Annotated in this window: 29 protein-coding genes; 14 read left to right on the forward strand and 15 right to left on the reverse strand. The window is 69.4% G+C overall.

What is annotated here, in order from left to right; translation table 11 throughout:
* Positions 1 to 98 precede the first annotated feature (98 nt).
* Genes BN1959_RS09415 through BN1959_RS09425 form a run of 3 tightly spaced genes read left to right on the forward strand, consistent with a single transcriptional unit; the run spans position 99 to position 3705 of the window.
* A complete protein-coding gene (locus BN1959_RS09415; RefSeq protein ID WP_053948416.1) occupies positions 99 to 1376 on the forward strand; it encodes a Single-stranded DNA binding protein in 1278 nt (425 codons plus the stop codon).
* A complete protein-coding gene (locus tag BN1959_RS09420; protein WP_053948417.1) occupies positions 1373 to 2932 on the forward strand; it encodes an RPA family protein in 1560 nt (519 codons plus the stop codon). Before BN1959_RS09415 ends, BN1959_RS09420 begins: the two co-directional genes overlap by 4 nt.
* The gene (locus BN1959_RS09425) at positions 2932 to 3705 is read left to right on the forward strand and encodes a metallophosphoesterase (protein WP_053948418.1); all 774 of its coding nucleotides are present in this window, start codon (positions 2932 to 2934) and stop codon (positions 3703 to 3705) included. Before BN1959_RS09420 ends, BN1959_RS09425 begins: the two co-directional genes overlap by 1 nt.
* 6 nt (positions 3706 to 3711) lie before the next feature.
* On the opposite strand, the gene BN1959_RS09430 is transcribed toward BN1959_RS09425, so the two are convergent.
* Together BN1959_RS09430 and BN1959_RS09435 are read right to left on the reverse strand one after the other, a co-directional pair.
* Positions 3712 to 4470: a sugar phosphate isomerase/epimerase family protein gene (locus BN1959_RS09430; RefSeq protein ID WP_053948419.1), complete on the reverse strand. Its 759-nt coding sequence runs from the start codon at positions 4468 to 4470 to the stop codon at positions 3712 to 3714.
* A 41-nt stretch (positions 4471 to 4511) separates the two neighbouring features.
* The gene (locus tag BN1959_RS09435) at positions 4512 to 4775 is read right to left on the reverse strand and encodes a hypothetical protein (protein ID WP_053948420.1); all 264 of its coding nucleotides are present in this window, start codon (positions 4773 to 4775) and stop codon (positions 4512 to 4514) included.
* Between the two features lie 75 nt (positions 4776 to 4850).
* Here BN1959_RS09435 and BN1959_RS09440 point away from each other — a divergent pair, with 75 nt between their 5' ends.
* The 3 genes from BN1959_RS09440 to BN1959_RS09450 all read left to right on the forward strand — a co-directional run bounded on the left by BN1959_RS09440 (position 4851) and on the right by BN1959_RS09450 (position 6541).
* Positions 4851 to 5402, forward strand: coding sequence for a GNAT family N-acetyltransferase (locus tag BN1959_RS09440; protein ID WP_053948421.1), 552 nt, complete (start codon positions 4851 to 4853; stop codon positions 5400 to 5402).
* Positions 5403 to 5450: 48 nt separating this feature from the next.
* On the forward strand, positions 5451 to 5636 hold the full coding sequence (locus tag BN1959_RS09445; RefSeq protein WP_053948422.1) for an HEWD family protein: 186 nt from the start codon (positions 5451 to 5453) through the stop codon (positions 5634 to 5636).
* 455 nt (positions 5637 to 6091) lie between these two features.
* Entirely contained in the window at positions 6092 to 6541 is a 450-nt protein-coding gene (locus BN1959_RS09450) for a hypothetical protein (protein WP_053948423.1), read from the forward strand.
* A 93-nt stretch (positions 6542 to 6634) separates the two neighbouring features.
* On the opposite strand, the gene BN1959_RS09455 is transcribed toward BN1959_RS09450, so the two are convergent.
* Positions 6635 to 7708: a phytoene/squalene synthase family protein gene (locus tag BN1959_RS09455; RefSeq protein WP_053948424.1), complete on the reverse strand. Its 1074-nt coding sequence runs from the start codon at positions 7706 to 7708 to the stop codon at positions 6635 to 6637.
* 135 nt (positions 7709 to 7843) lie between these two features.
* Between BN1959_RS09455 and BN1959_RS09460 the strand changes: the two genes are divergently transcribed.
* The gene (locus BN1959_RS09460; RefSeq protein WP_053948425.1) at positions 7844 to 8986 is read left to right on the forward strand and encodes an acyl-CoA dehydrogenase; all 1143 of its coding nucleotides are present in this window, start codon (positions 7844 to 7846) and stop codon (positions 8984 to 8986) included.
* A 15-nt stretch (positions 8987 to 9001) separates the two neighbouring features.
* On the opposite strand, the gene BN1959_RS09465 is transcribed toward BN1959_RS09460, so the two are convergent.
* From BN1959_RS09465 to BN1959_RS09490, 6 genes are all read right to left on the reverse strand, one after another.
* On the reverse strand, positions 9002 to 10672 hold the full coding sequence (locus BN1959_RS09465; RefSeq protein ID WP_079978654.1) for a sensor histidine kinase: 1671 nt from the start codon (positions 10670 to 10672) through the stop codon (positions 9002 to 9004).
* Between the two features lie 106 nt (positions 10673 to 10778).
* The gene (locus BN1959_RS09470) at positions 10779 to 11612 is read right to left on the reverse strand and encodes a UbiA family prenyltransferase (RefSeq protein ID WP_053948427.1); all 834 of its coding nucleotides are present in this window, start codon (positions 11610 to 11612) and stop codon (positions 10779 to 10781) included.
* A gap of 9 nt (positions 11613 to 11621) precedes the next feature.
* Positions 11622 to 12074 carry a hypothetical protein gene (locus BN1959_RS09475; protein ID WP_053948428.1) on the reverse strand — a complete coding sequence of 151 codons (453 nt, stop codon included), beginning with the start codon at positions 12072 to 12074 and terminating at the stop codon, positions 11622 to 11624.
* Between the two features lie 89 nt (positions 12075 to 12163).
* Positions 12164 to 13075 carry a mechanosensitive ion channel family protein gene (locus BN1959_RS09480; protein ID WP_053948429.1) on the reverse strand — a complete coding sequence of 304 codons (912 nt, stop codon included), beginning with the start codon at positions 13073 to 13075 and terminating at the stop codon, positions 12164 to 12166.
* Entirely contained in the window at positions 13075 to 13317 is a 243-nt protein-coding gene (locus BN1959_RS09485; protein WP_053948430.1) for a YhbY family RNA-binding protein, read from the reverse strand. Before BN1959_RS09485 ends, BN1959_RS09480 begins: the two co-directional genes overlap by 1 nt.
* Positions 13318 to 13370: 53 nt before the next feature.
* Entirely contained in the window at positions 13371 to 13655 is a 285-nt protein-coding gene (locus BN1959_RS09490) for a ribonuclease P protein component 4 (RefSeq protein ID WP_053948431.1), read from the reverse strand.
* Positions 13656 to 13782: 127 nt separating this feature from the next.
* On the opposite strand from BN1959_RS09490, the gene BN1959_RS09495 reads away from it, so the two are divergent.
* The 4 genes from BN1959_RS09495 to BN1959_RS09510 are packed head-to-tail and all read left to right on the forward strand — an operon-like array spanning position 13783 to position 16747.
* The gene (locus tag BN1959_RS09495) at positions 13783 to 14850 is read left to right on the forward strand and encodes a glycosyltransferase family 4 protein (protein WP_053949367.1); all 1068 of its coding nucleotides are present in this window, start codon (positions 13783 to 13785) and stop codon (positions 14848 to 14850) included.
* A gap of 25 nt (positions 14851 to 14875) precedes the next feature.
* Positions 14876 to 15985, forward strand: a complete 1110-nt coding sequence (locus tag BN1959_RS09500; protein WP_053948432.1) for a glycosyltransferase family 4 protein — start codon at positions 14876 to 14878, stop codon at positions 15983 to 15985.
* A gap of 51 nt (positions 15986 to 16036) precedes the next feature.
* The gene (locus BN1959_RS09505) at positions 16037 to 16243 is read left to right on the forward strand and encodes a DUF1918 domain-containing protein (RefSeq protein WP_053948433.1); all 207 of its coding nucleotides are present in this window, start codon (positions 16037 to 16039) and stop codon (positions 16241 to 16243) included.
* A 60-nt stretch (positions 16244 to 16303) separates the two neighbouring features.
* Positions 16304 to 16747 carry an RNA-binding protein gene (locus BN1959_RS09510; protein WP_053948434.1) on the forward strand — a complete coding sequence of 148 codons (444 nt, stop codon included), beginning with the start codon at positions 16304 to 16306 and terminating at the stop codon, positions 16745 to 16747.
* A 12-nt stretch (positions 16748 to 16759) separates the two neighbouring features.
* Here the strand turns inward: BN1959_RS09510 and BN1959_RS09515 are convergent, their stop codons facing one another.
* Positions 16760 to 17323: a thioredoxin family protein gene (locus BN1959_RS09515; protein WP_053948435.1), complete on the reverse strand. Its 564-nt coding sequence runs from the start codon at positions 17321 to 17323 to the stop codon at positions 16760 to 16762.
* A gap of 46 nt (positions 17324 to 17369) precedes the next feature.
* Complete coding sequence (locus BN1959_RS09520) at positions 17370 to 18536, reverse strand: NAD(P)/FAD-dependent oxidoreductase (RefSeq protein ID WP_053948436.1); 1167 nt, start codon at positions 18534 to 18536, stop codon at positions 17370 to 17372.
* A 212-nt stretch (positions 18537 to 18748) separates the two neighbouring features.
* On the opposite strand from BN1959_RS09520, the gene BN1959_RS09525 reads away from it, so the two are divergent.
* Positions 18749 to 19717, forward strand: a complete 969-nt coding sequence (locus BN1959_RS09525; protein WP_053948437.1) for an ornithine cyclodeaminase family protein — start codon at positions 18749 to 18751, stop codon at positions 19715 to 19717.
* Between the two features lies 1 nt (position 19718).
* Here the strand turns inward: BN1959_RS09525 and BN1959_RS09530 are convergent, their stop codons facing one another.
* Together BN1959_RS09530 and guaB are read right to left on the reverse strand one after the other, a co-directional pair.
* Complete coding sequence (locus tag BN1959_RS09530) at positions 19719 to 20372, reverse strand: HalX domain-containing protein (protein WP_053948438.1); 654 nt, start codon at positions 20370 to 20372, stop codon at positions 19719 to 19721.
* 96 nt (positions 20373 to 20468) lie between these two features.
* Positions 20469 to 21956, reverse strand: coding sequence for an IMP dehydrogenase (guaB, locus tag BN1959_RS09535; protein WP_053948439.1), 1488 nt, complete (start codon positions 21954 to 21956; stop codon positions 20469 to 20471).
* A 237-nt stretch (positions 21957 to 22193) separates the two neighbouring features.
* Between guaB and BN1959_RS14725 the strand changes: the two genes are divergently transcribed.
* Both BN1959_RS14725 and BN1959_RS09540 read left to right on the forward strand, forming a co-directional pair.
* Positions 22194 to 22382, forward strand: a complete 189-nt coding sequence (locus BN1959_RS14725; protein WP_154018258.1) for a hypothetical protein — start codon at positions 22194 to 22196, stop codon at positions 22380 to 22382.
* Positions 22383 to 22384: 2 nt separating this feature from the next.
* The gene (locus BN1959_RS09540; RefSeq protein WP_053948440.1) at positions 22385 to 23356 is read left to right on the forward strand and encodes a DUF5794 domain-containing protein; all 972 of its coding nucleotides are present in this window, start codon (positions 22385 to 22387) and stop codon (positions 23354 to 23356) included.
* On the opposite strand, the gene BN1959_RS09545 is transcribed toward BN1959_RS09540, so the two are convergent.
* Positions 23353 to 24048, reverse strand: coding sequence for an ArsR/SmtB family transcription factor (locus BN1959_RS09545; RefSeq protein WP_053948441.1), 696 nt, complete (start codon positions 24046 to 24048; stop codon positions 23353 to 23355). The genes BN1959_RS09540 and BN1959_RS09545 overlap by 4 nt on opposite strands.
* A 61-nt stretch (positions 24049 to 24109) precedes the next feature.
* Positions 24110 to 25477 carry a glycerate kinase type-2 family protein gene (locus tag BN1959_RS09550; protein WP_053948442.1) on the reverse strand — a complete coding sequence of 456 codons (1368 nt, stop codon included), beginning with the start codon at positions 25475 to 25477 and terminating at the stop codon, positions 24110 to 24112.
* Positions 25478 to 25487 lie beyond the last annotated feature (10 nt).

The following is a 25487-nucleotide window of genomic DNA, read 5'->3' on the forward strand; positions in this document are numbered from 1 at the left end:
CGTTCGGTCCGGGCTACTCGCCACTTCCGTAAGCGTTCGTTCGCCGGTCGGACGGGTGGGACGAACCCTTATTAGCCATCGCGGCCCAACTCCGCACGATGGACGTAGACAAACACGCCGAGGAGCTCGCCTCCGCTCTCGGTGTTGACAAACAGGAGGTCAAAGAAGATCTGGAGAACCTCCTCCAGTACAGCGTTCCGATCGACGAGGCCAAACAGAGCGTCCGCCGGAAACACGGCGACGGTGGGGGGGGCGACGCCACCCCCGAATCGGTCGACGTGGCCGACCTGACGACCGAGCGCGACAACGTCACCGTGACGGTCCGCGTGCTCACGAAGGGGACGCGCTCGATCCGGTACCAGGGCGACGACATCACCATCCGCGAAGGTGAGTTCGCCGACGGGACGGGCACCGTCTCCTACACCGCCTGGCAGGAGTTCGGCTTCGAGCCGGGCGACACGGTCACCGTCGGCAACGCCGGCGTCCGCGAGTGGGAGGGCAGCCCCGAACTCAATCTAGGCGACAGCACCAGCGTCGCGCTGGAGACCGACGACCTCGACGTACCGTACGAGATCGGCGGCGAGCGCGACCTGATCGAACTCGAGCCGGGGGATCGCGGCCGGACTGTCGAGGTACAGGTCGTCGAGGTCGAGGAACGGACGATCGACGGCCGGGACGGCGAAACCGAGATCCTCTCGGGCGTCATCGGCGACGAGACCGGCCGACTCCCCTTCACCGACTGGGATCCCCACCCCGAGATCGAGACGGGCGAGAGCGTCCGGCTCGAGGACGTGTACGTCCGGGAGTACCGCGGCGCGCCCTCCGTGAACGTCTCGGAGTTCTCGACGGTGACGGCGGTGGACGAAGCCGTCTCGGTCACCGACTCGGCGCCGTCGATGTCGATCGGCGAGGCTGTCACCGGCGGCGGGCTGTTCGACGTGGAGCTTTCCGGCAACGTGATCGAGGTCCGGGACGGCTCCGGGCTGATCCAGCGCTGTCCTGAGTGCAACCGCGCGATCCAGAACGGCGAGTGTCGCTCCCACGGCGACGTGGAGGGCGAGGACGACCTCCGGACGAAGGCGATCCTCGACGACGGCACCGGGACGTGTACGGTGATCCTCGGCCGCGATCTGACCGAGGAGATCTACGGCGGCGACCTCGACGACGCCCGTGAGGCCGCCCGCGAGGCGATGGACCGCGAGGTCGTCGCCGAGACGATCGCCGGGGCGCTGGTTGGCGACGCCTACCGCGCCCGCGGCTCGCTCTCGGTCGACGAGTACGGCGCCAACATGAACGCCGACGCGTTCGAGCCCGTCGAGGAGGATCCCGAGACGGAAGCGCGTGACCTCCTCGCAGAGCTGGGGGTGGGCGCATGAGCGCCGACTCCGGCCCGGGCAACCGCGAGATCGCCCGCCGGCTGTTCGCCGCGGAGTTCGACGACGCCACGCTCTCCTACTCGGAGAGCGACGAGGAGCGCGCGCCGAACTACGTCGTGACGCCGACGGGCGCGCGCGTGAACCGCCTGTTCGCCGTCGGCGTGCTGACCGAGGTCGAGGAGGTCAACGAGGACAGCCTCCGTGGGCGCGTCGTCGACCCGACGGGGGCGTTCGTCACCTACGCCGGGCAGTACCAGCCCGACGAACACGCCTTCTTGAGCCGTACCGAGCCGCCAACGTTCGTCGCGCTCTCGGGGAAGGCCCGGACGTTCGAACCGGAGGACTCCGACCGCGTGTTCACCTCCGTCCGCCCGGAGAGCATCAACGAAGTCGACGCCGAGACGCGGGACCGCTGGGTGGTCTCCGCGGCCGAACGCACGCTCCACCGGCTCGCCGTCTTCGCGGCCGCGCTCGACTCGGACCTGCGCGGCGACGACCTCCGTGACGCGCTCGTTGCCGACGGCGTCGGCCCCTCGCTGGCTGCCGGTGTGCCGAAAGCGATCGAGCACTACGACACCGGAACCGCCTACCTCGAAGCCGTCCGGTCGCTCGCGGTCGAAGCAGTCGAACAGGTGGCCGGTGAGCGCGACGTCGTCCGCTCGCTGGAGACCGAGCCGAGCGACGGCGGCCCAGCGGAGCTCGGTCTGCTCCCCGAAGTGGATCTCGACCTCGCCGGCACCGGGTCGACGACCGAGACAGCGTCCGAACCGACGGCCGACGACGCGGAATCGACCGAACCGGACTCGACTGGCGAAGGGACGTCACCGACGGAAACCGAATCCACCGGATCAGAATCAGTCGAGTCGGAGGAAGAGGAAACAGAGCAGTCCGAAGAACCCGAATCGGTTGAGACGGCGCCAGAGGAAACCGAAGGCGGAGAGAAGTCCCCCGAAGCGTCTACGGAGACGGCTCAGGCGGACGAGAAAACGAATCCGGACACAACCGAAGTCGACGAAGAGACGTCGGAGGGGACGGACGAGGAGGCGACTGAGGAACTCGGTGACTTCGACGCCGGCGAGTCGGTCCAAGAGACCGTCGAGGAAGAGGCCGAGGAGATCGGCGACTTCGATCCCGAGGAGACCGTCGACGACGAGGAAGCCCTGACCGAGGAGGAGCGTCAGGAGGTCAAACAGGAGTTCGGCGCGGAGTTCTCGACGGGTAGCGAGGTCGGCGAACCCGGCGAGGCCGGCATCGACGTGCCCTCTTCCGAGGAGGAACTCGAAGAGATCGAGGCCGAAGTGACCGGTGAGGAGCCCGACGAAACCGAACCGGAAGAAGAGCCTGACGAGGACGCCGGCGACCTCGATCTGGAGGACGCCGTCATCAACGTGATGAGCGAACTGGACGATGGCGACGGCGCCGACCGCGAGGCAGTCGTCGCGCGCGTCGTCGACGAGCACGGCGTCGACGCCGGCGCCGTCGAGGACGCGGTGCAGGACGCGATGATGAGCGGGAAGTGCTACGAGCCCACCGACGGCACGCTCAAGGCGATCTGATGGGCGAGCCAGCGGTCGAACCCGTCCCCGGCGCGCCGGCGGCGACGCTCGACCTCGGCGACGAGCGGGCGCTCGCTGTCGCGGACTACCACGCCGGGATCGAGGTCGGCCTGCGCTACGAGCGCGGCGTCGAACTCGACTCGAACGCCGACGAGCGACGGCAGCGGCTGCTCTCCCTGCTCGACCGAACGGGCGCCGACCGCGTGGTCGTGCTCGGTGATCTGGTTCACCGGATCGCCGAGCCCGACGGCGCAGAGGCCGAGGAGGTTCGGGACCTGCTCGACGCGCTCGACGCGCGTGCAGTGCCGCTCACGCTCGCGAAGGGAAACCACGACGGCGGCATCGGCGACGTGTTCCCAGATCGGATCGACCTGCTCCCGGCCGAGGGGGCACGGGTCGGTTCGATCGGGATGGTCCACGGCCACACGTGGCCAACCGCTGAGGCGCTCTCGGCGTCGACGCTCTGTATGGGCCACGAGCACCCGTCGGTTCGGCTGACCGACGAGGTCGGCGGAAGCCGGGTCGAGCGGGCGTGGCTCCGCGGGCCGCTGCGGCGGGCGCCGTTCCGCGACGCGCTCGGCGACGACGCCGACGAGCTCGCGTGGCACGAGCCGGAGCTGGTGGTGTTCCCCGCGTTCAACGACCGCTCCGGCGGGACGTGGATCAACGTCGAGGGGGAGTCGTTCCTCGCGCCGTTCCTGCCCGAGGCGCTTGCGAGCGGCGAGGCGTACCTGACCGACGGGACACGGCTCGGCCCGTACCGGAGGGTCTGAGTCGGGCTACTCGACGCGGTCGAACGCCGCCCGGAGCCGGTCGGCCGAGTGGACACAGAGGGCCTGATCGGGGCTGAACGACTCGATCGTGATCGTCCCGTCGAACCCCGCCGCGGTCAGTTCGGCAGCGACGGGTTCGTAGTCGATCTCGCCGTCGCCGAGCGCGAGGTGGGTGTCCCCGCGGGCGCGGACGTCGTGGACGTGAAGGTGGGTCACGAGGTGGGCGTAGTCGGCGAGGAACGACTCGATCGCCACCTGCCCGTCCTCCTCGAACGCGTGTCCCACGTCGAAACAGCAGGCGGCGCCGCAGTCCTCGAGGACCCGGCCGACGGTGTCGAGGTCGTAGCCGCGGTCGAGCTTCCCGAGGTTTTCGAACGTGACCTCGACGCCGCGCTCGGCGCCTGCCGCGTCGAGCCGGCGGACGTTCTCCCGGAACAGGTCGAGGTCGTCGCGGCTCCCGCGGTTGGCGGTGCAGTGTGCGACCGCCCGGTCGGCACCCGCCGCCGCCGCGAGATCGAGCGCCCGTTCGACGTAGGCGTGGGCGCCGTCGGCGTGTTCCGGCGGGGCGTGAACCAGCGGTTGCTCGATGGGCAGGTGGACGATCAGGTCGAGGTCGGCCTCGTTACAGCGCTCCCGGACGGACTCGGGGTCGAACTCGCGGAGGGGGACGTTCGACTCGCCGAGGGAGGGCTCGACGAACGCGAAGCTGTCGGGCGTCTCGGGGATGCGATCGGGGAACGGGCCGACGCTGTTGCCGTACTGCATCGTTTCCCGCTCCCGGCGGTCGGGGGTAGGTTTTCGGGTTCTCAGAGCAGCAGCGCGACCGTCCCGACCGCCGCGGCGACGACGGCCGCCCACCACACCGGGGTCCGCTCGTCGGGACCGCCGGCCCACTCGGGGCTGAGCACGCCGACCAGCGCGACCAGCGTCAGCAGGGAGAAGCCGGCGAGCGCGGCGACGTTGCCGGGCCAGACGCCGACCCGGACAACCGCGATCGCCCACGAGAGACACTGCGTGCCGCCGAGCCAGCAGAGGGCGAGCCAGAACGTGCGACGGGGCGTGAACTCCACGAGAAGGTAGGCGGGCGCGGCGACCGAAAAGCTGGCGGGCGAAATCCTCAAGCCGGCGGCGGGACAGCCGCGGGTATGGAGATCCGCGACGCCGTTCCCGGCGACGCCGCCGCCGTCGCTTCCCTCGCCCGGGAATCGTGGCACGCTGCCTACGACGACCTGCTGGGCGCGGGGACGGTCGATGCGACGGTCGAGGAGTGGTACGACACCGAGTCGCTACGGGAGGAAATCCGGGAGGTGGACGCGGCCGACGGTGCCTGCTTTCTCGTCGCCGACGACGACGGCGTGATCGGCTTCGCCAACGCCGGCCCAGCACGGGACTGGGAGAGCGACCCCGACGGCCCGGACGCCTTCTTCTCGCGGCTCTACGTCGCGCCCGAGCACTGGGGGGCGGGCGTCGGCAGCGAACTCACGGCTCACGTCGCCCGCCAGCTCCGCGCGGCGGGCCACGAACACGTCTGGCTGGAGGTGTTCGACGGGAACGAACGAGGCCGGGGGTTCTACGAGTCGATCGGCTTCGAGCGGATCGGCAGCGTCACCGAATCGTTCGGCGGGACCGAGGTGACGACGCTGCATCTCGCGGCGCCGCTGTCACGGCTAGTCGAAGCGTCGCAGTCAGTCGAATAGGCTGCCGCCGGCGGAAGGTTCATACCCGAACCCACCCTCACGCCGGCAATGAGCGATCTCCTTCGCACGCCCGACCGGCGCGTCTGCGAGCGCTGCGGGCGGCTCGAACGGTACGACGGCGGGGTATGGCGGGCCGACCGGCTCGGCGAGGTGTACTGCATCCACGAGTGGGACATCGACGGTACGTTCGTCCCGATCGAGGGCGAGTCCGCGGCCGCGGCCGAGAAGTGCTGAGCCGACGCGAGGACACGGTCCCGGCACCGTCCCTACCCGGAAAGTGCTGAACGGTAGCACCGAAATTTCGAGGCGTGAAACCACGAGCGCGGCTCGTTTGGGTGGAGGGCCGAGACGTCCGGCTCCGAACTAGCCGGGCGTCAGCGGGGAGAGGATGTCCCGACGGCGGGATGCCGCCGTTGGAAGTGATCGGGGTGTGTCATCCAGGGAGTCGGGGATAGGGCGGACTCCCTCGTCGATCGTCGGGCGCACCCAACAGGGTGCCGCGGGGACCGCGCCACCGGAGGGGCGCCACGCTCCAGTATTGGTGGGGGAACCATCAACGTCTCCCCGCGTTTCAGGGTCTGATACTGTGCTGGGCGGATAAGTCGGGGCGAGGCCGCCGTGGTTTCCCTCCCCCGCAAAACTGAGAGGATGCAACAACCCTTTTCGCCGTGGCCCCGGAACCCGGAGGTATGGCAGACGAACCCGACGAGGCCGACGGCTCGGAGGAAAGTGCTGAGGGCGAGGAGGAGAAGTCGTTCCGCGAACGCGTCGAGGAGATCCGCGAGCGCCGCGAGGAGGAGCGTGAGGAGGGCGAGGCGCCCGGCCCGGAGGGGATGGGCGGCGGCCCGCCCGGCATGGGCGGCGAGGGTCCCGGCGGCGGCAACCCCTTCGCACAGATGATGTCCGGCATGATGGGCGGCGGTGGCGGCCCCGGTGGCATGGGCGGCGGCGGCGGCGCGCCCGGAATGGGCGGCGGTCCCGGCGGCATGGGCACCGAAGCCGGCGGCGAGGGCGGCGAGGGCAGCGAGCGACAGGCCCAGGCCACCGAGGACATGGTGCGTGAGGTCCGACAGCTCCGCGACGAGGTCCGCGACGCGACGCGGGAACTGCGGCGGATCGCCGACGCGCTCGAGGACTGAGGCGCCGACGTTCTGCGGTCTTCTCTTCACGCGAGAGCGACAGCGTTAGCTCTCGTGGCGTCGTGACGGGTGGATAAGCGAAGGGGTAGCCGGTCAGTCCGCGCTGGTCGGCTGCTGGTGGAACGGCGCGCTGGCGATCCGCTCGCGGAACGAGGGGAGCGCGTCCCGACCCTTCGAGCTCATCGCGCTCACGACCGCGAACACCTCCTTCCGGGACACCTTCACGCCGCGCTCGGTCAGCACGTCCTCCGGGTGCTCGCGGACCTCCCGGAGCGTCCCCACTGCGAGCAGGAACGGCACCGCCCACGCTTCGAGCGTGTTGCCGTCCCGCAGCGGGACGTGCTGGAGGTACGTCCCGGCGTCGTCGAGGTACGACCGCGCGAGGTCGGTCGTACGGCGGACGACCGAGGTCGCACCCTCGCGTTTGGCGGGGTCGAGCACCTCCTCCTGTTCGACGCCCTCCTCGGCCAGCCACTCGGCGGGGAGGTAGACGTTGTTCTCCTCGTCGTAGTCGTCGTACACGTCCTTCGAGACGTTGACCAGCTGGAGCAGCAGGCCGAACTCCTCGGCGGTCTCGTACAGCGTTCGCTCGCGCTCGTCGTCGATCTCTCCCCGGGTCACCAGGTTGGTGATGAGGTTCCCGACGGTGCCGGCGGCGTAGTAGCAGTACTCCTCCAGTTCGTGTCTGTCGTCGATGCGGAGGCCACCCTCGTCGGCGTAGCGCTCGACGAAGTCGGCCATCCCGTCGACCATCTCCCGGACCGGCGGCGTGATCGCCTCGCGCACGTCGACGGGCAGCGCCTCGAACGTCGCGACGATCCGGCGGGCGCTCGCGACGACCGCCCAGTCGGCGTTGCGCTCGTCCTCGGCGGGGAGCCACTTCTCGACCGCAGCCGCGAACGCGTCGATCTCGGTATCGTCGGTCGGGTCGAGCACGGCGTCGTACGTGCGAAGCAGCGCCGCCTGTTCCGCGGGCGGGATGTGGGAGGCGTCCTCGACGGTGTCCGCGACCCGGCAGAGGAGGTAGCCCAGACAGATGTAGGAGTCCATGGGCTCCTCGAGCACGTCTACCGTCAGGGCGAACGTGCGGGAGACGTCTTGGACGGCCTCGTGACACCACGCGAGGTCATCGGACGGAACGTCGGCGAGGGGGTCGGGTCCGGGCATTCGGTTTGCAGGGTCTACGTGCAGCGGCGTTAAAAGTCTCTCCCAAGCGGTTCGCGAGCCGTCGTGTTCCGACCGCGGCCACCGGGCCAGGGCCGGGTAGAAAACCCTAAGCCCGCTCCGGGAGGAGACGGAGGTATGGACTTCAGTCTGGACGCCGAACAGCGCCAGATCCGCGACACGGTCGCCGAGTTCGTCGACGAGGAGGTGGTCCCCCGGGCCGCCGAGATCGACGAGACAGACGAGTACCCGGAGGACCTCGTCGACCAGATGGCCGAACTGGGGCTGATGGGGATGCCGTTCCCCACGGAGTACGGCGGGGCCGGGCTCGACTACCACTCCTACGCGATCGGCATCGAGGAGATCTCGCGAGGCTCCGGCGGGCTCGGCACGATCGTCGCCGCCCACACCTCGCTCGCCGGCAATATGCTGTACGAGTTCGGCGACGAGAGCCAGAAGGAGGAGTACCTCACGCCGCTCGCTGAAGGCTCCGACGTCGGCGCGTTCGCGCTCTCGGAGGCTGGCGCCGGCAGCGACGTGCCCGCGATGACCACGACCGCCGAGCGGGAGGGCGACGAGTACGTCATCGACGGCGGGAAGCTCTGGACCTCCAACGGCTCGGTCGCGGATACAGTAGTCGTGTTCGCGAAAACGGACCCCGACGCGGGCAACCGGGGGATCTCCTCTTTCGTCGTCCGGCCCGAGACCGACGACGGCTTCATCGTCGAGAACACCGAGCACAAACTCGGCGACAAGGGCTGTCCCACCGCTGAGCTCCGGTTCGACGGGCTGCGGGTGCCGGCCGAACGCCGACTCGGCGAGGAGGGCGACGGGTTCGTCCAGTCGCTCAAGACGCTCAACGGCGGCCGCATCTCCATCGCCGCCCGTGGCGTCGGGATCGCCCGCGCGGCCAAGGAGGCCGCGACGGAGTACGCCACCGACCGCGAGCAGTTCGACCAGCCTATTTCGGAGTTCCAGGCGATCCAGCACAAGCTCGCGGACATGGACACGAAGGTCCAGAGCGCGAAGCTGCTGATGCACAAAGCCGCGGACCTGAAGATCCGCGGCGAGGACTACATCAAGGCATCCGCCCAAGCCAAGCTCAAGGCCAGCGAAGTCAGCCGCGAGGTGGCGAACGAGGCGATCCAAGTCCACGGCGGCTACGGCTACACGAAGGACTTCCCGGTCGAGCGCTACTACCGCGACGCCAAACTCAACGAGATCTACGAGGGGACCAGCGAGGTGCTGCGGAACACGATCGCCGACCGGATGCTGGACTAAACGGGGTCTCGAGCGTTACTCTGCCGATTCCTCGTTGCCCACTAACCGAAGGCCAACGCCGATGCGTGAACCCTCGTGGGTCGTCTCCGAGACGAGTTCGCCGTTCGATCGCTTGACGATCCAGTAGACCAGCCAGAGCCCGATGCCGGAGCCGTGGCTCAGGTCCGTCTCCTTCTCCTCGTCGAGCACCTGGAGTTCGTGCTCGGGGATACCGGGGCCGTTGTCCGCGACGAACAGCGTCACCCACTCCTCCCCGACCGACGCGGAGATGTCGACAGTCGGGTCGTCGACGCGGTCGTTGTGAACGATCGCATTCTCGACGAGTTCCCGAATCGCGAGGTCGAGTTTCGGGTGGGCGATGGCCATCACGGACGGCACGTCGACGGTTATCGACACCGCTTCCTCCCCCACCTCGACGCCGGTGATCGCGCGCTCGACGACGCGCTCGAGCGAGAGCGGTTGGGCCTGCCCCTCCGTGAATATCTGGCCGACGTCTTTCGTCTTTCTCGTGATCGCGATGAGCTCGTCGGCCGTCGACCGGATGCGGGTCGCGTACTCCCCGCCGTCGTCCTCCTGCAGCATCTCCGCATAGCCGGCGATGACGTTCAGCCGGTTCCGGAAGTTGTGCCGAAAGATGCGGCTTGTGACCTGCCGGAACAGCTCCAGGTCCTGCTGGCGGTTCGTGATCGGAGTCACGTCCGTCAGCACGATCACTTCGCCCTGTGTTCCGCGGTAGTCCCTCACCGGGGAGTGCTTGACCGAGTAGTACCGGACCCCGTCCTCCTGGGGGAACGAGATCGTCTGCGGTTCGTCGGTCGCGGACGCGTCGTACTGCGAGCCGAGCACCGCCGACACCGGCTCGAACTTCACGTCCCGCGCGAACAGCTCTACCGCCTTACGGTTGGCGTCGACGACGATGCCCGACGGGCTCGCGACGAGGATGGCGTCCTCGACCTGTTCGAACGCTTGGCCACGGGCGACGGCCGCGAGTTTGAGGAGACCGCTTCGCTGGGTCGAGACGGCGAACGCGAGCCCCGACAGCGAGAACACGACCGAGGTCAGGTCGAAGTAGATCGGCACGAGCTCGGCGACTTTCACCAACGTCGAGAGCGCCAGGATCGAGAACAGGAGCATGATGGAGAACACCTGGCGACGGCGCGTACCCGTCGCGCGGATGGCCTCCCCGAGCAACATCCCGGTCGACAGCGTCACCAGTAGGTAGCCGTACACCTTGACGACGAGTAGCTTCACCGGCCCCCCGAACTGCGGGAAGTGGAGCACACCCGCCGAGTCCACGTAGTACTCCGACGTAAACACCAGATTGTCCGGGTTCCACCACGAGAGCACGAACAGGCCGACGACCGGGAGGAAGAGGCCGACGACCAGCAGGTTCGCCGGGCGCTTACTAGAGACGTACTCGTAGACGAACAGGAACATCGACACCGATGTCGCCGGGAGGATGGCCCAGAAGACGTTCGCCACCGCCAGCGTGAGCTCGGGCGACCGGACGAGCGTGAACGTGGCGAACGTCAGCGCCCAGAGCCCGCCGAACACCATGGTCGTGAGAAACCAGACGACGCCCGGTTTCTCCCGCTCGTCGCGGAGGAGATAGACGTTTGCTACCGCTGGAACCACCCCCGAGAACATGAGCACTACCGCGACCCACCGAGTCAACAGTGGTGGCATTACCGGGGGCTTGTCGAAGAGTACTCATAACGGTATTCGTCCCGAGCGGTGACCGTCATCCGGTCGGCGACGCCCCCACCGCGATCCGGCAGCCAACAGCTACCGCTCATCGACCGGCACTCACGGGCCGAGAGAGCGTTCGGAACACTCGAAGCAGTCCGAGATACAGAACCGGCAGGATCACGCTCACGGCTCCACCGACGAGCCAGAACACGCCGACGCCGCACAGTTTGAGGCAGACGACCAGCGCCGTTGCGCGTCGCGGGCCGAGGAGGCTGGCGACGGTGTCCCGTCGGAGTCGCTGATCGCCGTCGGCGTCGTCGACGTTCCGGGACTCCACGCCGGCGAAGACGATCACCACCCAGCCGAGGAGGACGGCGCCGACGGCAGGCGGCGAGACGACGGGCCCGGTCACGAGCACGCTCGTGACGACGAGCGCCCCCCAGGCGAGCGCCACCGCGAGCGAATCGAGCACCGGGTGGCCCTTCAGCGACGAGTACGCCCAGAGCACCGCGAACGGCAGGTGAGCGATGCCGAGCATGACCAGCCCGTCCACCGTCCCGAGCGGAACGGCCGAGAACAGCACCAGCTCGTAGGCAGCCAGCGCCAGCAGCTCCGTCACGTGCAGCGGCCCCTCGTACCGCTCGACGAGCCGGGTTCGCTGCGGGTGGTTGAGCCGGTCCTCGGGCGCGATCGACCGGCGATCCCTGACGTAGACGAAGTAGATGGCGAAGCCGGGAAGGAACAGCTCCCGGAGCACCCCTCGCACCGGGATGCCCAGCGCGACGGCCGTGGCCCCGACCATCAGCACCGAGGCGACGACGAGCCAGAGATTCAACGCCAGAAACAGCGCGACGGCGTCGGCGCCGACGTCGCGGAACCCACGCTGGGCGTCCGGACTGGCTCCGTGCGCCCGCCGACCGTGGGTTCCCAGACGCATCTGTGGGACTCAGGGCCTGCCGTCCGGCGAGTACGTGGTCAGGACGAACTCCCCGCAGTCGATGGTTCCCGGCTCCGAGAGGGTGTACTGGACCGCCGTGTCGATCGCGTTGTCCCTGGTGAACAGCGTCCGGTCGGTCTCCGCGGGGTCTTCGCCCTCGTAGTAGAACGACCAGCCAGCCAGGACGATGCCGTTGCCGCCTTTCTCACAGGTTTTCCTGACGAACTCACCGGTCGGTTCGTCGAAGTGGAACGTGCGGGTGCCGTCGGGGAGTTCGTCGACGGGGACAGCCGCCCTCCCACCTTTCCCCTTCGCCGCGGCGGTACCCATCGTGCCGGCGCCGAGCAGAAGCCCGGTGGCGCCGGCCCCCACACCGGCCAGAAGTCGGCGCCGGGTGGTCGTCGAGTCGTCCGATCGCGAGTCCTGTGACGGGCCGCCCGCGCTGAGGTTCGGGACGTTCACAGATACGGAGTCGGGGTGGCCCCTTTTGATTGTTCGGACGAAGTTATCAATGATAGGAACGAGACGGCACGAGGGTGGGGTGGCCGACGCTACTGCTCGACGACCTCCGGAGGGAGCTCCAGCCCGCCGGAGATGGTCCGCTGGGGAAACGGGATCTCGATGCCCGCCTCGTCGAAACGCTGTTTGACGTTCCTGACGTACTCCGAGCGGATCTTCACGAAGTCCGCCCGCGAGGGGTTGTCGATCCAGATCCGCGAGCGCAGGCCGACGTAGGAGTCCGCGAGCTCGGTCAGCCGGACGCTCGGGGCCGGGTCGGTGAGGATGTCGGGGTGGCGCTCGGCCTCGTCGACGATGATGTCGGTCGCTTTCTCCACGTCGTCGTCGTAGCCGATGCCGAACGTGAACTGCAGGCGGAGCGTGTCCTTCGCGACGGGGTTTTTGATGACGCCGTCGGTGAGCTGGGAGTTCGGCACGGTGAGCAGTTCGTTGTCGAACGTCCGGACGCGGGTGACCCGGAAGGAGATGTCCTCGACGATCCCGGAGTTGCCGTCCCACTCGATCCAGTCGCCGATGCGGAACGGCCGGTCGGCGTAGATGAAGACGCCGGCGACGAAGTTCGCGATCACGTCCTGCATCGCGAAGCCGATCGCCAGCGTCGCGGCGGCGGCGACCGTCGCCAGCGACTGGAGGAAGTCCCCGAAGCCGGCGAAGCCGAACGCGACGGTGATCGCCACGAACACGATCAGGACCGACGTGATCTTGATCAGCGGACGGCGGGCGTGGATCTCCAGCCCGCGGGCGTCGAGGACGCGGTCGACCAGCGGGACGGCCGTCGCCTTGCCCACGCCGTAGATGACCGCGAACACCGCCAAGAAAACCAGAAAGGCGCCGATGGCGTTCGCCAGCACCGTCGGAAGGAACTGATCGAGGAAGGCCGCGACCACCTGGTTCGCATCGAGGGTCGACCCCCCCGGAGTCGGCGTCGTCTGCAGGATCGCCATCAGTGGAACACCGCCGTGTGCCCGCGGGTGTCGATCACCTCCGCGTCGACGCGCTCGGCCAGTGCCGCCGCCAGCTCCTCGGTGTCGTCGGTACCGCGGGCCGACCGCAGGAACTTCGCCTTCACCAGTTCCTCGTTGTTCAGCTGGTCGTCGAGTTCGTCGACGACGGCGTCGATCCCCTTCTTCCCCACCCAGACGGTCACGTCGAGCTCGTGTGCCTGCTTTCGCAGCTCGTCAGACATTGTTATCGGAACGACTCGCCGGGGAAGCTTTGAAGCTTCGATCTGGGGAGCGCTCAGTCTCGGTAGGGGTAGCGGGCGATCGCCCCGCAGTCACAGCGCCGGATCACGCGCCCGCGCTGGACCCGCACCCGGACGTTCACGCCCGGGCGCTGGAACACGTCGCAGTCGTCGCAGGTCGAGCGCGCGAACCGCCGGGGGAGCGAGAGGCGGTTGCGTTCGGCGAGCCGCCGGGCCAGCCGCACGTACTCCCGCGAACGGTCGTACTGCCCCGCCGACGCGGCGGCCTCGGCCAGCGCGGCGAGGCGCTCGATCCGCTCCTCGGCGATCCCGGCGCTCATCTCTCGTCAGTACCGAGAGGGCTGTCGGGGTTATCGCTTTCGGGGATCGCTCGGGGAAGTGGCTGTGTCGACGACGGCCGCAGGCCGGAACGTTGATCAATCCGACCTCCGAAGAACGACGAAAGCCGTGCGCGTTCTCGACTACCTCGAACTGGAAGACCGGATCCGCGGCGGGATCGTCACCGCCACCCGCCAGCAGCGCAAGGCGCTCCAGGGGGCGGGCGTCGACGTGGTCGAGTCGCCGTGGGTCGGCGACGGCCCCGTCGACGCGGCGACGTCTCGGCTCACTGGTGGCCGTGCGTTCCGGGAGTACGACGTGGCCCACTGCAACATCGTCGGCCCGGGAAGCGTCGCCGTCGCCCGACACGCCACGCGCAACGACATCCCGCTCGTGCTGCACGCCCACGTTACCGCGGAGGATTTCGGCGAGTCGTTCCGCTTCACCGACCGGCTCGCGCCCGCGCTGCGGCCGTACCTGCGGTGGTTCTACTCGCAGGCGGATCTGGTGCTCTGCCCCAGTGAGTACACGAAAGGAGTGCTCCGGGAGTACCCCGTGGTGACCCCGATCGAGCCGGTCACCAACGGCGTCGACGTCGACTCGTTGGAGGGGTTCGAGACGCTGCGCGAAGAGACCCGCGAGCGGTTCGATCTGGAGGGGATGGTGGTGTTCTGCGTCGGCGAGGTGTTCGAGCGCAAGGGGTTGACGACGTTCTGCGAGGTGGCGAAGGAGACGGAGTACGACTTCGCGTGGTTCGGCCACTACGAGGAGGGCGCCGCCGCCGGCGAGGCGACGCGCTACTGGACGAACAACCCCCCCGAGAACGTCACGTTCACGGGGTGGATGGACGACAAGCGCGCCGCCTTCGGCGCAGGGGACGTGTACCTGTTCCCGACCAAGGACGAGAACCAGGGGATCGCCGCGCTGGAGGCGATGGCCTGCGGGAAGGCGGTCGTGCTCCGGGACATTCCGGTGTTCGAGGAGTTCTTCACCGACGGCGAGGACTGTCTGAAGTGCGACAGCCGCGAGGGGTTCGTCGACGCGCTCCGGCGACTCGACGAGAACCCCGACCTGCAGGAGCGACTGGGGGAGAACGCCCGCGAGACTGCCGCCGAGCACTCCCTCGACCGCGTGGGCGAGCGGTTGGTCGAGCAGTACGAGCGCCTCGTGGGGGAGAGCCATTCCGGAACCCCTTAACCGCGCCTCGGACAACCGCTCGCGCATGGAGTCGGTCGCGGCGTTCACGGACACCTACCTGCCAACGGTCAACGGCGTCACCTACACCGTCCAGAGCTGGCGGGACCGCTGGCGGGAGCGCGGCGGCCGGATGGAGATTGTCTACCCCGACTCGCCCGACCGAGCGCCCGAGGCGGACGAACATCCGGTTCGGTCGCTGCCGCTGCCGATCTACGCGGGCTACCGGCTCGGGCTCCCCCGCGTCCCCGACGCCGTCACGGACGTCGACGTCGTCCACGCGCACACGCCGTTCTCGCTGGGGCTCGCCGGGATGCGCCTCGCCCGGAGCCGCGACCTCCCGCTGGTCGCGACGTACCACACGCCGACCTCTGAGTACGCCAGCTACCTCTCCTCGTGGGGACCGATTCGGAAGCGGACTGCGGCGCTGAGCCGGCGCTACGAGTCGTGGTTCCTGAATCGGGCCGACGCCGTGATCGTCCCCTCGGCGGCGACCGGCGAGTACGTCGCCACGGAGCTCGGGGTCGACGACCCGCAGGTCGTCCCCAACGGCGTCGACACCGAGCGCTTTCGTCCCGTCGACTCGGCGGCGTTCCGCGAGCGCCACGGCCTCCCCGACGATCGGACGCTCGTCGGTTACACGGGGCGGCACGGCCACGAGAAGTCGCTCCCGGCGATCCTCGCCGCCTGCGACCGCCTCGATCGGGACGTGACGGTGGTGTTCGGCGGCGACGGTCCGGCCCGGACGAAACTGGAAGAGGCTGCCCGGAAGCGGGACGTCGACGCGCGGTTCCTGGGCTTTCTGGATCGCGACGAGCTGCCGGCGTTCTACGCCGGCCTCGACGCGTTTCTGTTCCCCAGCCCGGTCGAGACGCAGGGGCTGGTCGCCCTGGAGGCGTTCGCCTGCGGGACGCCCGTCGTCGGCGTCGACAGCGGCGCCCTCTCGGACACCGTCGACGACGGCGGGACGGGGTATCACTTCGAGCCGGGCGATATCGACGGGTTCGCGGCCGCGATCGAGCGCACGCTCGACGAACGCGTACGCCTGCGGGAGAACTGTCTCGACCGCCGGGCGTCGATCAGCGTCGAACACGCGGTGGATCGGCTCGCGGAGATCTACGCCGCGGTCCGGGAGTGAGCGGTTCGGCGAATCACGGCGCTTAAATTCGGGCCGGCGGAACGAACCACTATGAGCTTCGAGAAAGGCGACACGGTCGTTCTTCACGACGAACACAGCGAGTTCGACGGCGAGGAGGGGGAGATCACGCAGGTGATGGAGACGATGTTCGGCGACCCCAACTACACGATCGTCTTCGAGGACGGGCAGGAGGCCGGGATTCCGGAGGACCAGCTCGAACTGGTCGCGGAAGCCGGCGACGAGGACCCCGAAGAGTAAACCGATCGCGTCCTTCTCCGTCGAGGAAGCCTTTTGCGCGCTGCACCCCTACCGACAGGCATGCCCAGCGTCCCGTTTCACTACGTCGACCTGCGGACCTTCTGCTACGCGACGGAGGACGAGAAACGCGTCGAGCAGGCGCTCCGACAGTTCCTCCCCGAGGAGTACGAGATCGAGCGCGAGGTCAACCGCGGCCACCACGGCGACCGGATCGTGGTGTTCTCCGCCCGTGTCGACAACGCCGACGACGTGCGCTACGTGCTCCGCCAGCTGAGCGACCTGTCTGACATCGAGAACGTGATCGGCGAACTCGACGAGCGCGTCGACGAGAACTGCGCCTTTTTCCTCCGGCTGGACAAGCAGGACGCGTTCAAAGGGGAGGTCGAACGCGGCCCGGGGATCACCCTGCGTGCGAAGGTCGAAGCCTACCCCGCGAAACAGCCCGCGGCCGTCGAGAACGCCCGCGAAGCGCTGGAGAGCGCCCGGGAACACACCGAAGCTTGAGTCCCGGTCCGTTCAGTCGTTCTTCCACTTGATGCTGCAGCCACGCGAGGGGCGATCCTCGATATCGACTTCCTCCCCGGCGAGCACCGCGTCGATCGCGTCCCGGATGTAGAACTCCGAGGGCTCCTCGTCGGGGTTGAGCGCGTCGTCGAGGCGGCCGTGGTACGCGAGCGTCCACGAGTCGGCTTCCTTTCTGAACAGGAACGGGTCGGGTGTACAGACCGCGCCGTAGGCGTCGGCGGCTTCCTGACGCTCGTCCCGGAGGTAGGCGTCGTAGTCGATCTCGCCGGACTCGACGTACGCCTGCATCTCCTCGAAGCTGTCCTGGGGGTACTCCTCGGCGTCGTTGGGGTTGATGCCGACGATCGCGGCGTCCTCGTACTCGTCGGCGAGCTCGTTCAGCAGGTCGAACTTCGCCTGTGCGTACGGGCAGTGGTTGCAAGTGAACACGAGCAGCAGCGCGTCGCTGTCGGCGAACGTCTCCAGCGTGTACGTCTCGCCGTCGACGCCCTCCAGCGAGAACTCGGGCGCCTCGTCGCCGCGTGCCAGTTCGGACTCGGACTCTTTCGCGACCATAGGTCCGGGTTCGCTCGCCGATCGGAAGCCGGTTTCGCCCGCCACGTCAGGCCACGTTCCGCTCGTGGAGGAGCTCCCCCCTCTCGAAGCGGTCGCTGCCGAGCTCCGAGACGTCGACCGTCGACGCCTCGCCGTCGAGAAGTAGCTCCGCGACGACCTGTCCGGTCGCAGGCGCGTGCTGGAACCCGTGGCCCGAGAACCCGACCGCCTGTACGAACCCGGGGCGCGACTCCTCGACGATCGGGTGGTGGTCGGGCGTGACCGCGTACAGCCCGGCCCAGCCGCGCTTCAGTCGGGTGCCGTCGCCGAAGTAGTCACAGTACACCGCGGCGCGCTCGACCGTCTCGGCGGCCCACCCCACGTCGTAGGACGCAGAGAACGAGTCCGGATCGGGCGTCTCCGGCTCGTCGTCGAAGTAGCCGCCGACGATCGCGGCGCCGTCGCGTTCCGGCCGGAAGTGCGAGCTCGTCTCTAAGTCGATCGTGAGCGGGTCGTCCTCCGGCACCGAGCGCTCCGGATCGACGACGAGCGCCTGCCGGCGCTGTGGCTCGACCGGAATCTCGATACCCGCCATCGCGGCGAGTTCGGCGGCCCACGGCCCCGTCGCGTTGATCACGGCGTCTGCGTCGATGGTGCCGTCGCTCGGCGCGCCGTCGCCTGCCACGTCGACGCCGACGACACGCCCGTCAGCCAGTCGTACGTCGGTGACGGCCGTCCCGGTCCGCACGTCGACCCCGCGCTCGCGGGCCGCGTCGGCGAACCCCTGCAGCGCGAGATAAGGATCCGCGAAGCCGTCGTGGGGGTTGTACGTCGCGGCCGTGACCGCGTCGGGGTCGACGCCCGCACAGTAGTCGGTGACCGCGTCGGGGGTCAGGAGCTCCGTCTCGGCGCCGCGCTCGCGCTGGAGATCGGCCTGCCGCTCCAGCCCCTGCGCGGTCTCCTCGGTCCGCGCGAGCAGCAGGTAGCCCGCCTGTCGGAACGCGATGTCCACGCCGAAACGGTCCTCGAACGCCTCCCACACCGGCCGGCTGGCCAGCGAGAGGTCGACGTTGACCGCCGTCGAGAACTGACACCGGATCCCGCCCAGCGCTCGCGAGGTGCTCCCGTCACCGAGGCTGCCCCGCTCACAGAGCACCACCGTCGCGCCGCGGTCGGCCAGCGCGACCGCGCTCGACAGCCCCACGATCCCGCCGCCGACGACAACGACTCGCATACGACCCCTCGGCGTGGTGTGGGCAAAACCGTTGTGCCGGCCCCATCACGGGTGGCGAACAGACGACGCGTGGCTGGCTCACGGGGGGCGCGTCGTGCTCCCGCCTCGACTCCCCCGTGGTTGGTCTCAGTACCGGGTCGGTGGGCGTGGTCCCGTCATCGCCCTTGAACGCTCGGCCAAGAGCTATCTTCGCGGGGGTGGATGTGGGCCGTATGCGCGTGCTCTCCGACGACGACGTGGCGGAGCTGCTCGACCTCGACGAGCTGCTGCCGGCGATCGAACGGGCGTTCCGCAAGCAGGGCCGCGGCGAGGTCGAGCGCCCCGACCGACCGCATTTCCCGGTCGGCACGGGGATCGAGGGGGACGAACCGCTGGGAACGGGGCTGACGATGCCGGCGTACATCCACGGCGACGACCACTACGCCACGAAGCTCGCGAGCGTTCACGAGGGGAACGCCGAGCGCGGGCTGCCGACTGTGCAGGCCCAGATCGCCGTCACCGACGCCCGGACGGGCGAGCCGACCGCGCTGCTCGCAGGGACCCGGATCACGAACGCCCGGACGGGCTGTATCGGTGGACTGGCGGCCGACCGGCTCGCAGTCGGCGACGGGCCGGTGACGCTCGGAATCGTCGGCGCCGGGACGCAGGCACGCTGGCAGGCTCGCGCGATCGCGGCCGCGCGGAGCGTCGACTCGGTTCGGGTCTACTCGCCGAGTGATTCGCGGGCGGCGTGTGCGGCCGACCTGCGAGCCGAGGGGATCGACGCCGCGGCGGTCGACTCGGCGGGGGCGGCGGTGGCGGACGCCGACGTGGTCGTGACGGCGACGACCGCGACCGAGCCGGTGTTTCCGGGCGACGCGCTCGCGCCCGGGACGCTGGTCGTCGCTGTCGGCGCCTACACCACCGAGATGCGCGAACTCGACGCGACGGCGGTCTCGCGGGCGGCGCGGCTGTTCGCGGACGTGCCGGCAGAAGCGGCCGAGACCGGCGACTTCCCGGACCACGACGGGTCCGCGTTCACGCCGCTGTCGGCGGTGTTCGAGGGGGAGGCCGGGCGGGAGTCGGCGACGGAGATACTCGTCGTCGCGTCGGTCGGGTCGGCGGTGCTCGACGCCGCGGCGGCGACAGCGCTCGTCGAGCGGGCGCAGACGGAGAACGTCGGCACAGAAGTCGGGCTCTGAGCTACTCTTGGACGCCGCCGAACGGGTCGTCTTCGGTGTCGTCGGCGAACGGCTCGCTCCCCTCCACGTCGTCGAAGGGATCGTCCACGTCCTCGAACTCGCGAAACAGCGACTCGAACTCCCCGCTCTCGCTCATCTCGTCGATCGTGGTGTCGAGCTCCTCGCGGAGCTGCTGCAGCCGGTCGGTGAGCTGCTGGTACTCCTCGTTCTCGGCGAGTTCGGCGTCGGTCTTCTCGGCCTCGAGCAGCGCCTTCTTCGAGGAGAGCGAGAACAGCTCTTGGACGCCGGTGTCGTACGTGCTGCGGCGCTCCAGGTCGCCGACGGTCTCGAGCAGCTCCTCGCGCGCGACGGGCTTGACGAGGTAGTCGTCGAACCCCATCCCGAGCACGTCGAAGTCGGGCTCGACCGCGGTCACCATCGCGACCTGGCAGTCGATCCCGCGCTCCTGGATCGCGTCGAGCACCTCGTCGCCGGAGAGGCCGGGCATGCGCCGGTCGAGCAGCACGATGTCGACCCCGCTATCGAGGTTCTCGAGGGCCTCACGGCCGCCGTAGGCGGTTCGGACGCGGTAGTCGCTGCCGAGCCACGCGGCGTAGAGGTCTGCCAGATCTGACTCGTCCTCGACCACGAGTACGAGAGGGCGATCGTCACTCATCTGATATGGAGCGCTTAGCTCTGGCGGAGAAGGGGCGTCCGGCTATATCAAAATACCCCTTCCGGCCTTCGTTGTAGCTCCGACCACCGAACGGGGTTACTCGTTCGGGCTGTAGTTGGGCGCCTCGTCGGTGATCATCACGTCGTGGGGGTGGCCCTCGGTCTGCCCGGCCGAGGAGACCCGGATGAACTCCGAGCGCTCCTTGAACTCGGGGATCGACTCGGCGCCGACGTACCCCATCCCGGACTGCATCCCGCCGACGAGCTGGTGGAGCTCGGAGGCCAGCGTCCCCGTGTAGGGGGTCGCCGCCTCCACGCCCTCGGGAACGTACTCCTCGTCGTTCTCCTCTTTGAGGTAGCGCTCGCCGCCGCCGGACTGCATCGCGCCGACGCTGCCCATTCCGCGGTACTGCTTGTACTTCTTCCCGTTCATGGTGATCACGCGGCCGGGTGCCTCGTCCGTCCCGGCGAAGTAGGAGCCGAGCATCACCGCGTCGGCGCCGGCGGCGATCGCCTTGATCGCGTCGCCGGAGTAGCGGATCCCCCCGTCGGCGATCACGGGTACGTCGTGCTCGCTGGCCACGTCGGCCACCTCGGCGACGGCGGTAATCTGGGGCATCCCCGCGCCGGAGACGACCCGCGTCGTACAGATGCTGCCCGGGCCGATGCCGACCTTGATCCCGTCGGCGAAGTCGACGCAGGCCTCCGCGGCCTCCCGGGTCCCGACGTTGCCGACGACCACGTCGGCGTCGACGGTCTCGGTGATGGCTCTCGCCGAGTCGAGGACGTTGAGGTTGTGCGCGTGGGCACAGTCGATGAACAGCACGTCGGCGCCGGCCTCGTCGGCGGCGATCGCGCGCTCGTCCTCGAAGGGGCCGACAGCGGCGCCGACGCGCAGGCGGCCGTCCTCGTCGCGGGCCGCGTTCTCGTTCTCGCGGCGCGCGAGGATCCCCTGCATCGTCACGAGCCCGACCAGTCGGTCCTCGTCGTCGACGATGGGGACGCGCTCGATCTTGTGGTCGTACATGAGTTCGAGCGCGTCACGGGCGCTCACGTCCTCGCCGGCAGTGATGACCTCGTCGGTCATCGCCTCTCGAACGGTGTCGCTTTCGCCGACTTCGAGGTACGGGCGGATGTCGGTGCCGGAGATGATCCCCAGCACGGTGTCGTCCTCGTCGACGACCGGCGCGCCCGAGACGCCCTCGTGCTCCATCATCTCGTCGACGTCGTCGACGGTCTGCTCGGGCGCGGCGGTGACGACGTTCTCCCGCCGGATCACCAGCTCGTCGGCGCGTTTGACCTGTGCGATCTGGGCCTCCATCTCCGGGGCGTCCATGTTGCGGTGGAGCACGCCCAGCCCGCCCTCGCGGGCCATCCCGATAGCCATCCCGGCCTCGGTGACGGTGTCCATCGCCGCCGAGAGGACGGGAATCTGGAGCTCGACGTTCCGCGAGACGCGCGTGGACACGTCTGCGGCGTCGGGCTCGACACGACTCTCCATCGGCCGCAGGAGCACGTCGTCGAACGTCAGCGCCTCCGGCACTCGCAGCTTCTCTGAGAAGGGTTCGGACCCGTTACTCGCCATGTTGTCGGTGGTGAGTCTCGGCCCAAAAGCGTTCCGAGTCACGGAACTGTGTGGCGCTCGTCCACACACATACAACCGTGGCCGCACCGATCTGACGATGCCACCAACGTATCTTCAGTTCTATCCCTATTTCGCCATGAGTTCTTCGACTAACGTCCAGTTTCGCTGACGATCCGGCCGTGTTCATGGGGCCCACTCTCACACAACGTTTATCGCCCTATCCGCGGAAGTAAGGGTATGGACGTCGACCGTCTCGCTACGTCGTGCATCGTCGGCCAGCCGAACGTCAGTGCCGCCGACTCGCTCAAACCGACGTGGCGAACAGTACGACGTTTCCTCCCGAAATTTACAGGATTCGCGTTCGGCCGCGGCTATCCGGAGTCGGGAGCATACCACCGTTTGGCCACGGGTGAGGCCGCCAGCTAGTCGTGAGCGTTTCGGACCACCCGATCGCGCTCCGCCTCGAACAGCAGGTCGGCGGCGCCACGCGCCTGCTGGCGACGGTGATGGGGCTCCCGCTCGTCGACGGGATCTTCCCCGCGCTTGTCGTCGCCGGCGCGCTCACCACCGAGACCGGGGCGATCTCCCCCGGCGGCGTGCTCCAGACCGGCCTCCTCATCTTCGGCGGCTCGGCCACCGTCGCGGTCATCCTCGCGGAGATGGAGGGCACGCCGACCGAGAAGGCAAGCTCCGTGCTGCTGGTCGGCGCCGTCCTCGTCCCGATCGCGGTCGTCGAGGCGGCGTTCGCCCAGACGCTGTACTCGCTGTTCGACCCCGACGTGTTCCAGCGCTTCGCCGGCCTGGTGATCCTCGCGATCGCCGCGAAAACCGCCAGCGCCGAGGTCGGCACGTACCTCCCGGGCCCCGGCGCGATCGTCGGGCTGGGGATGATCGCCAGCTTCCGCGGCGGTGCCGAGCTTTCGATGAACTTCGAACTCGCGACGCTGCTGCCCGCGGCCGCCGCCGCCGGGACCGGCGTCGCGTTCGCGCTCGGCGTCGCCCTCGGCGCGCCGACGCTGCAGGGCGCGGTCGACATCGATCGCTTCCGGTTCGGGAGCTCGGTCGCGTTGGGGATGCTCGCAGTCGACGTGCTCGGCCTGCTGGCGACCGAACAGCCCGTCGCGCTGGGCGTGCTCGCGGTGACGGCGCTGCTGTCCTACGACCCCGACTCGGCCGAGGAGAGCGAGGAGGCAACGCCCGACGAGTCCGAGTCCGACGAACCGTCGACGACGTACAGCCCCGACGCCGACAGCGAGGACCGACCCGTCGACATCGCCGCGGAGCTGGCGGTCGACCGGGACGACAATTCGGGCGCGATGAGTGCGGCCGACGGGGGGAGTGTCGAGCGTGACGCCGCCGAGGAGTCGCCCGACGAGCCGGAGCGACCGCCGTACCTCTAGCGGCGGCTGAGCCACCAGACCGCGGCGACCCCGAGCAGCACCGTCACGCCGCCGAGGAAGAACAGCAGCCCCGGCGGGAGCGCGAGTGCATCTTCTGCGGCCCGGACCGCCTCGGGCGTCGGCGTCGCCGTGGGCTCCGGCGTCGTCTGGGCGATCCCGATGTCGCCGGACTCCGTCTCGGTCGCGACTTTTGTGGCCGTCCCGTCGGCGCCGGTTTCGTACTCCCCGGCGCCGCCGGTCTGCCCGAACGGTAGCGGGAGCTCGCCGAAGTACGCCTGCACGAGCAGACTCGTGAGCCCCAGCGCCGCGACCGCGCCGACGAGCCGGGAGAGCGCCGCCTTCAGCCCGGTCGTCTCCTCTTCCGTGCCGGCGTAGACGATCAGCGGCGCGTCCGCCGGGCCGTACACCGTCATCTCGCGCCCCTTCTCGGAGTACACCGTATCGACCGGCTCGATCAGGCCGGCGTCCTCGAGGTTGCCGATGTGGTACTGGGCGTTCTGGAGCGAGAGGTCCAGCCGGTCGGCGACGCCGGAGGGTGTAGCGGGGTCGTCGTGGAACTCACGCAGCATCTCCCGGGCGGTGTCCGAGGAGAGCGCGGCGAGGGTCTCGCCGGCCTCCTCGCTGTCGACGCCGAGCACCCGTGGCTCGGGGTCGGGGTCGGCGTCGGGGGTGGAGGGCAGTATGTCGACCATACAGTCCGGGTTTCGTGCGGTCCGTTGAAACTCTGTTCCCTCTCGGGCGACCCAGCGTCGCTCAGTCGCCCCGCTCGGGCACGACTAGCACGCGCAGGTCGTTCACGTTGGTCCCCGTCGGGCCAGTCACGAGCGCCGCGTCGCGGTCGGCGAGGTAGCCAAGCGAGTCGTTGCGGCCGAGCGCGTCGCGGGCGACCTTTCGGTCCTCGACCGTTCCGCCGTCGACGAGCGCGCCCGCGGCGTCGGTCGCGCCGTCGCGGCCGTCCGTGTCGATCGCAGCCACGACGAGTTCGTCGCCGGCGCCGTCGGCGCTACCGGCCAGCGAGAGTCCGGCGGAAAGCGCGAACTCGAGGTTCGGGCCGCCCTCACCCTCGCCGTGGACGTCGACGGTCGCTTCCCCACCGGAGAGCAGGACTGCGGGCGGTTCGACCGGGTCGCCGGCGATCGCGGCCTCCTCGGCGATCGCAACGTGTGTCGGTGCAGTCGCGCGTGCCACGCCGCGGACACGCGAGGAGAGCACGCAGGGCTCGTACCCCCGCTCTGCGGCCGCCGCCGCCGCGGCATCGATGGCCGTCCGAGCGCCGGCGACGACGTGGGTCGTGCCGAGAAGCTCCGCATCCGTGCCGGGCGTTTCGGGGAACTCGCCCGCGTCGCCGGCATCGAGGTGGGTGCGGACCGTCGGTACGTCGATCCCGTGGCGGCCGATCACCGCGAGCGCGTCGGCGTACGTCGTCCCGTCGGGCACGGTCGGCCCCGAACCGATCACCGGCGGCGGATCGCCGACCACGTCGCTCATCGCGAGCGTGTGCACCGTGGCGGGGGCGGCCGCCGCCGCAAGCCGCCCGCCTTTCGCTCGGGAGATGTGCTTCCGGACGGCGTTGATCTCGTCGATGTCGGCGCCGGCGTCGAGCAGCGCGCGGGTCGATCGCCGGAGGTCGCCGACGGAGAGCTCGCCCGCGGGCGCGGCCAGCAGCGCGCTCGCGCCGCCCGTGACGGCCGCGAGCACGAGCGTGCGCTCGTCCGCGGTCTCGGTCAGTTCGAGCAGTTCCTCGGTGGCTGCGACGCCCTCGGGGGTCGGAAGCGGGTGGCCGCCGCCCTCGACGGCCACCGGGCCGATCGACCCGCCGGCCGCGGGGTCGGCCTCGGGAACGACGATCAGGCCGTCGTCGATCCGGTCGCCGAGGCGGGCGTCGAGCGCCCGGACGATCCCCGGCGCGGCCTTGCCGCCGCCGAGGACGAGCACGCGGTCGAACTCGGCGAAGTCGACGGTGGCGCTCTCGTCGGTAGTGATTTCGAGGCTGTCGTTGTCGACGGCAAGGGCGTCACGGGTCGCGTGCTCGGGGTCGACGCCCCGGACCCCCGCCGCGAGGCAGTCGAGCGCGACCTCGTGGGCGGGTGAGCGGGCGTGGCTCTCGCGGTTCTCGAACACGTCCCCGGCT

The sequence above is a fragment of the Halolamina sediminis genome, from assembly GCF_001282785.1.
Lineage (GTDB): Archaea > Halobacteriota > Halobacteria > Halobacteriales > Haloferacaceae > Halolamina > Halolamina sediminis.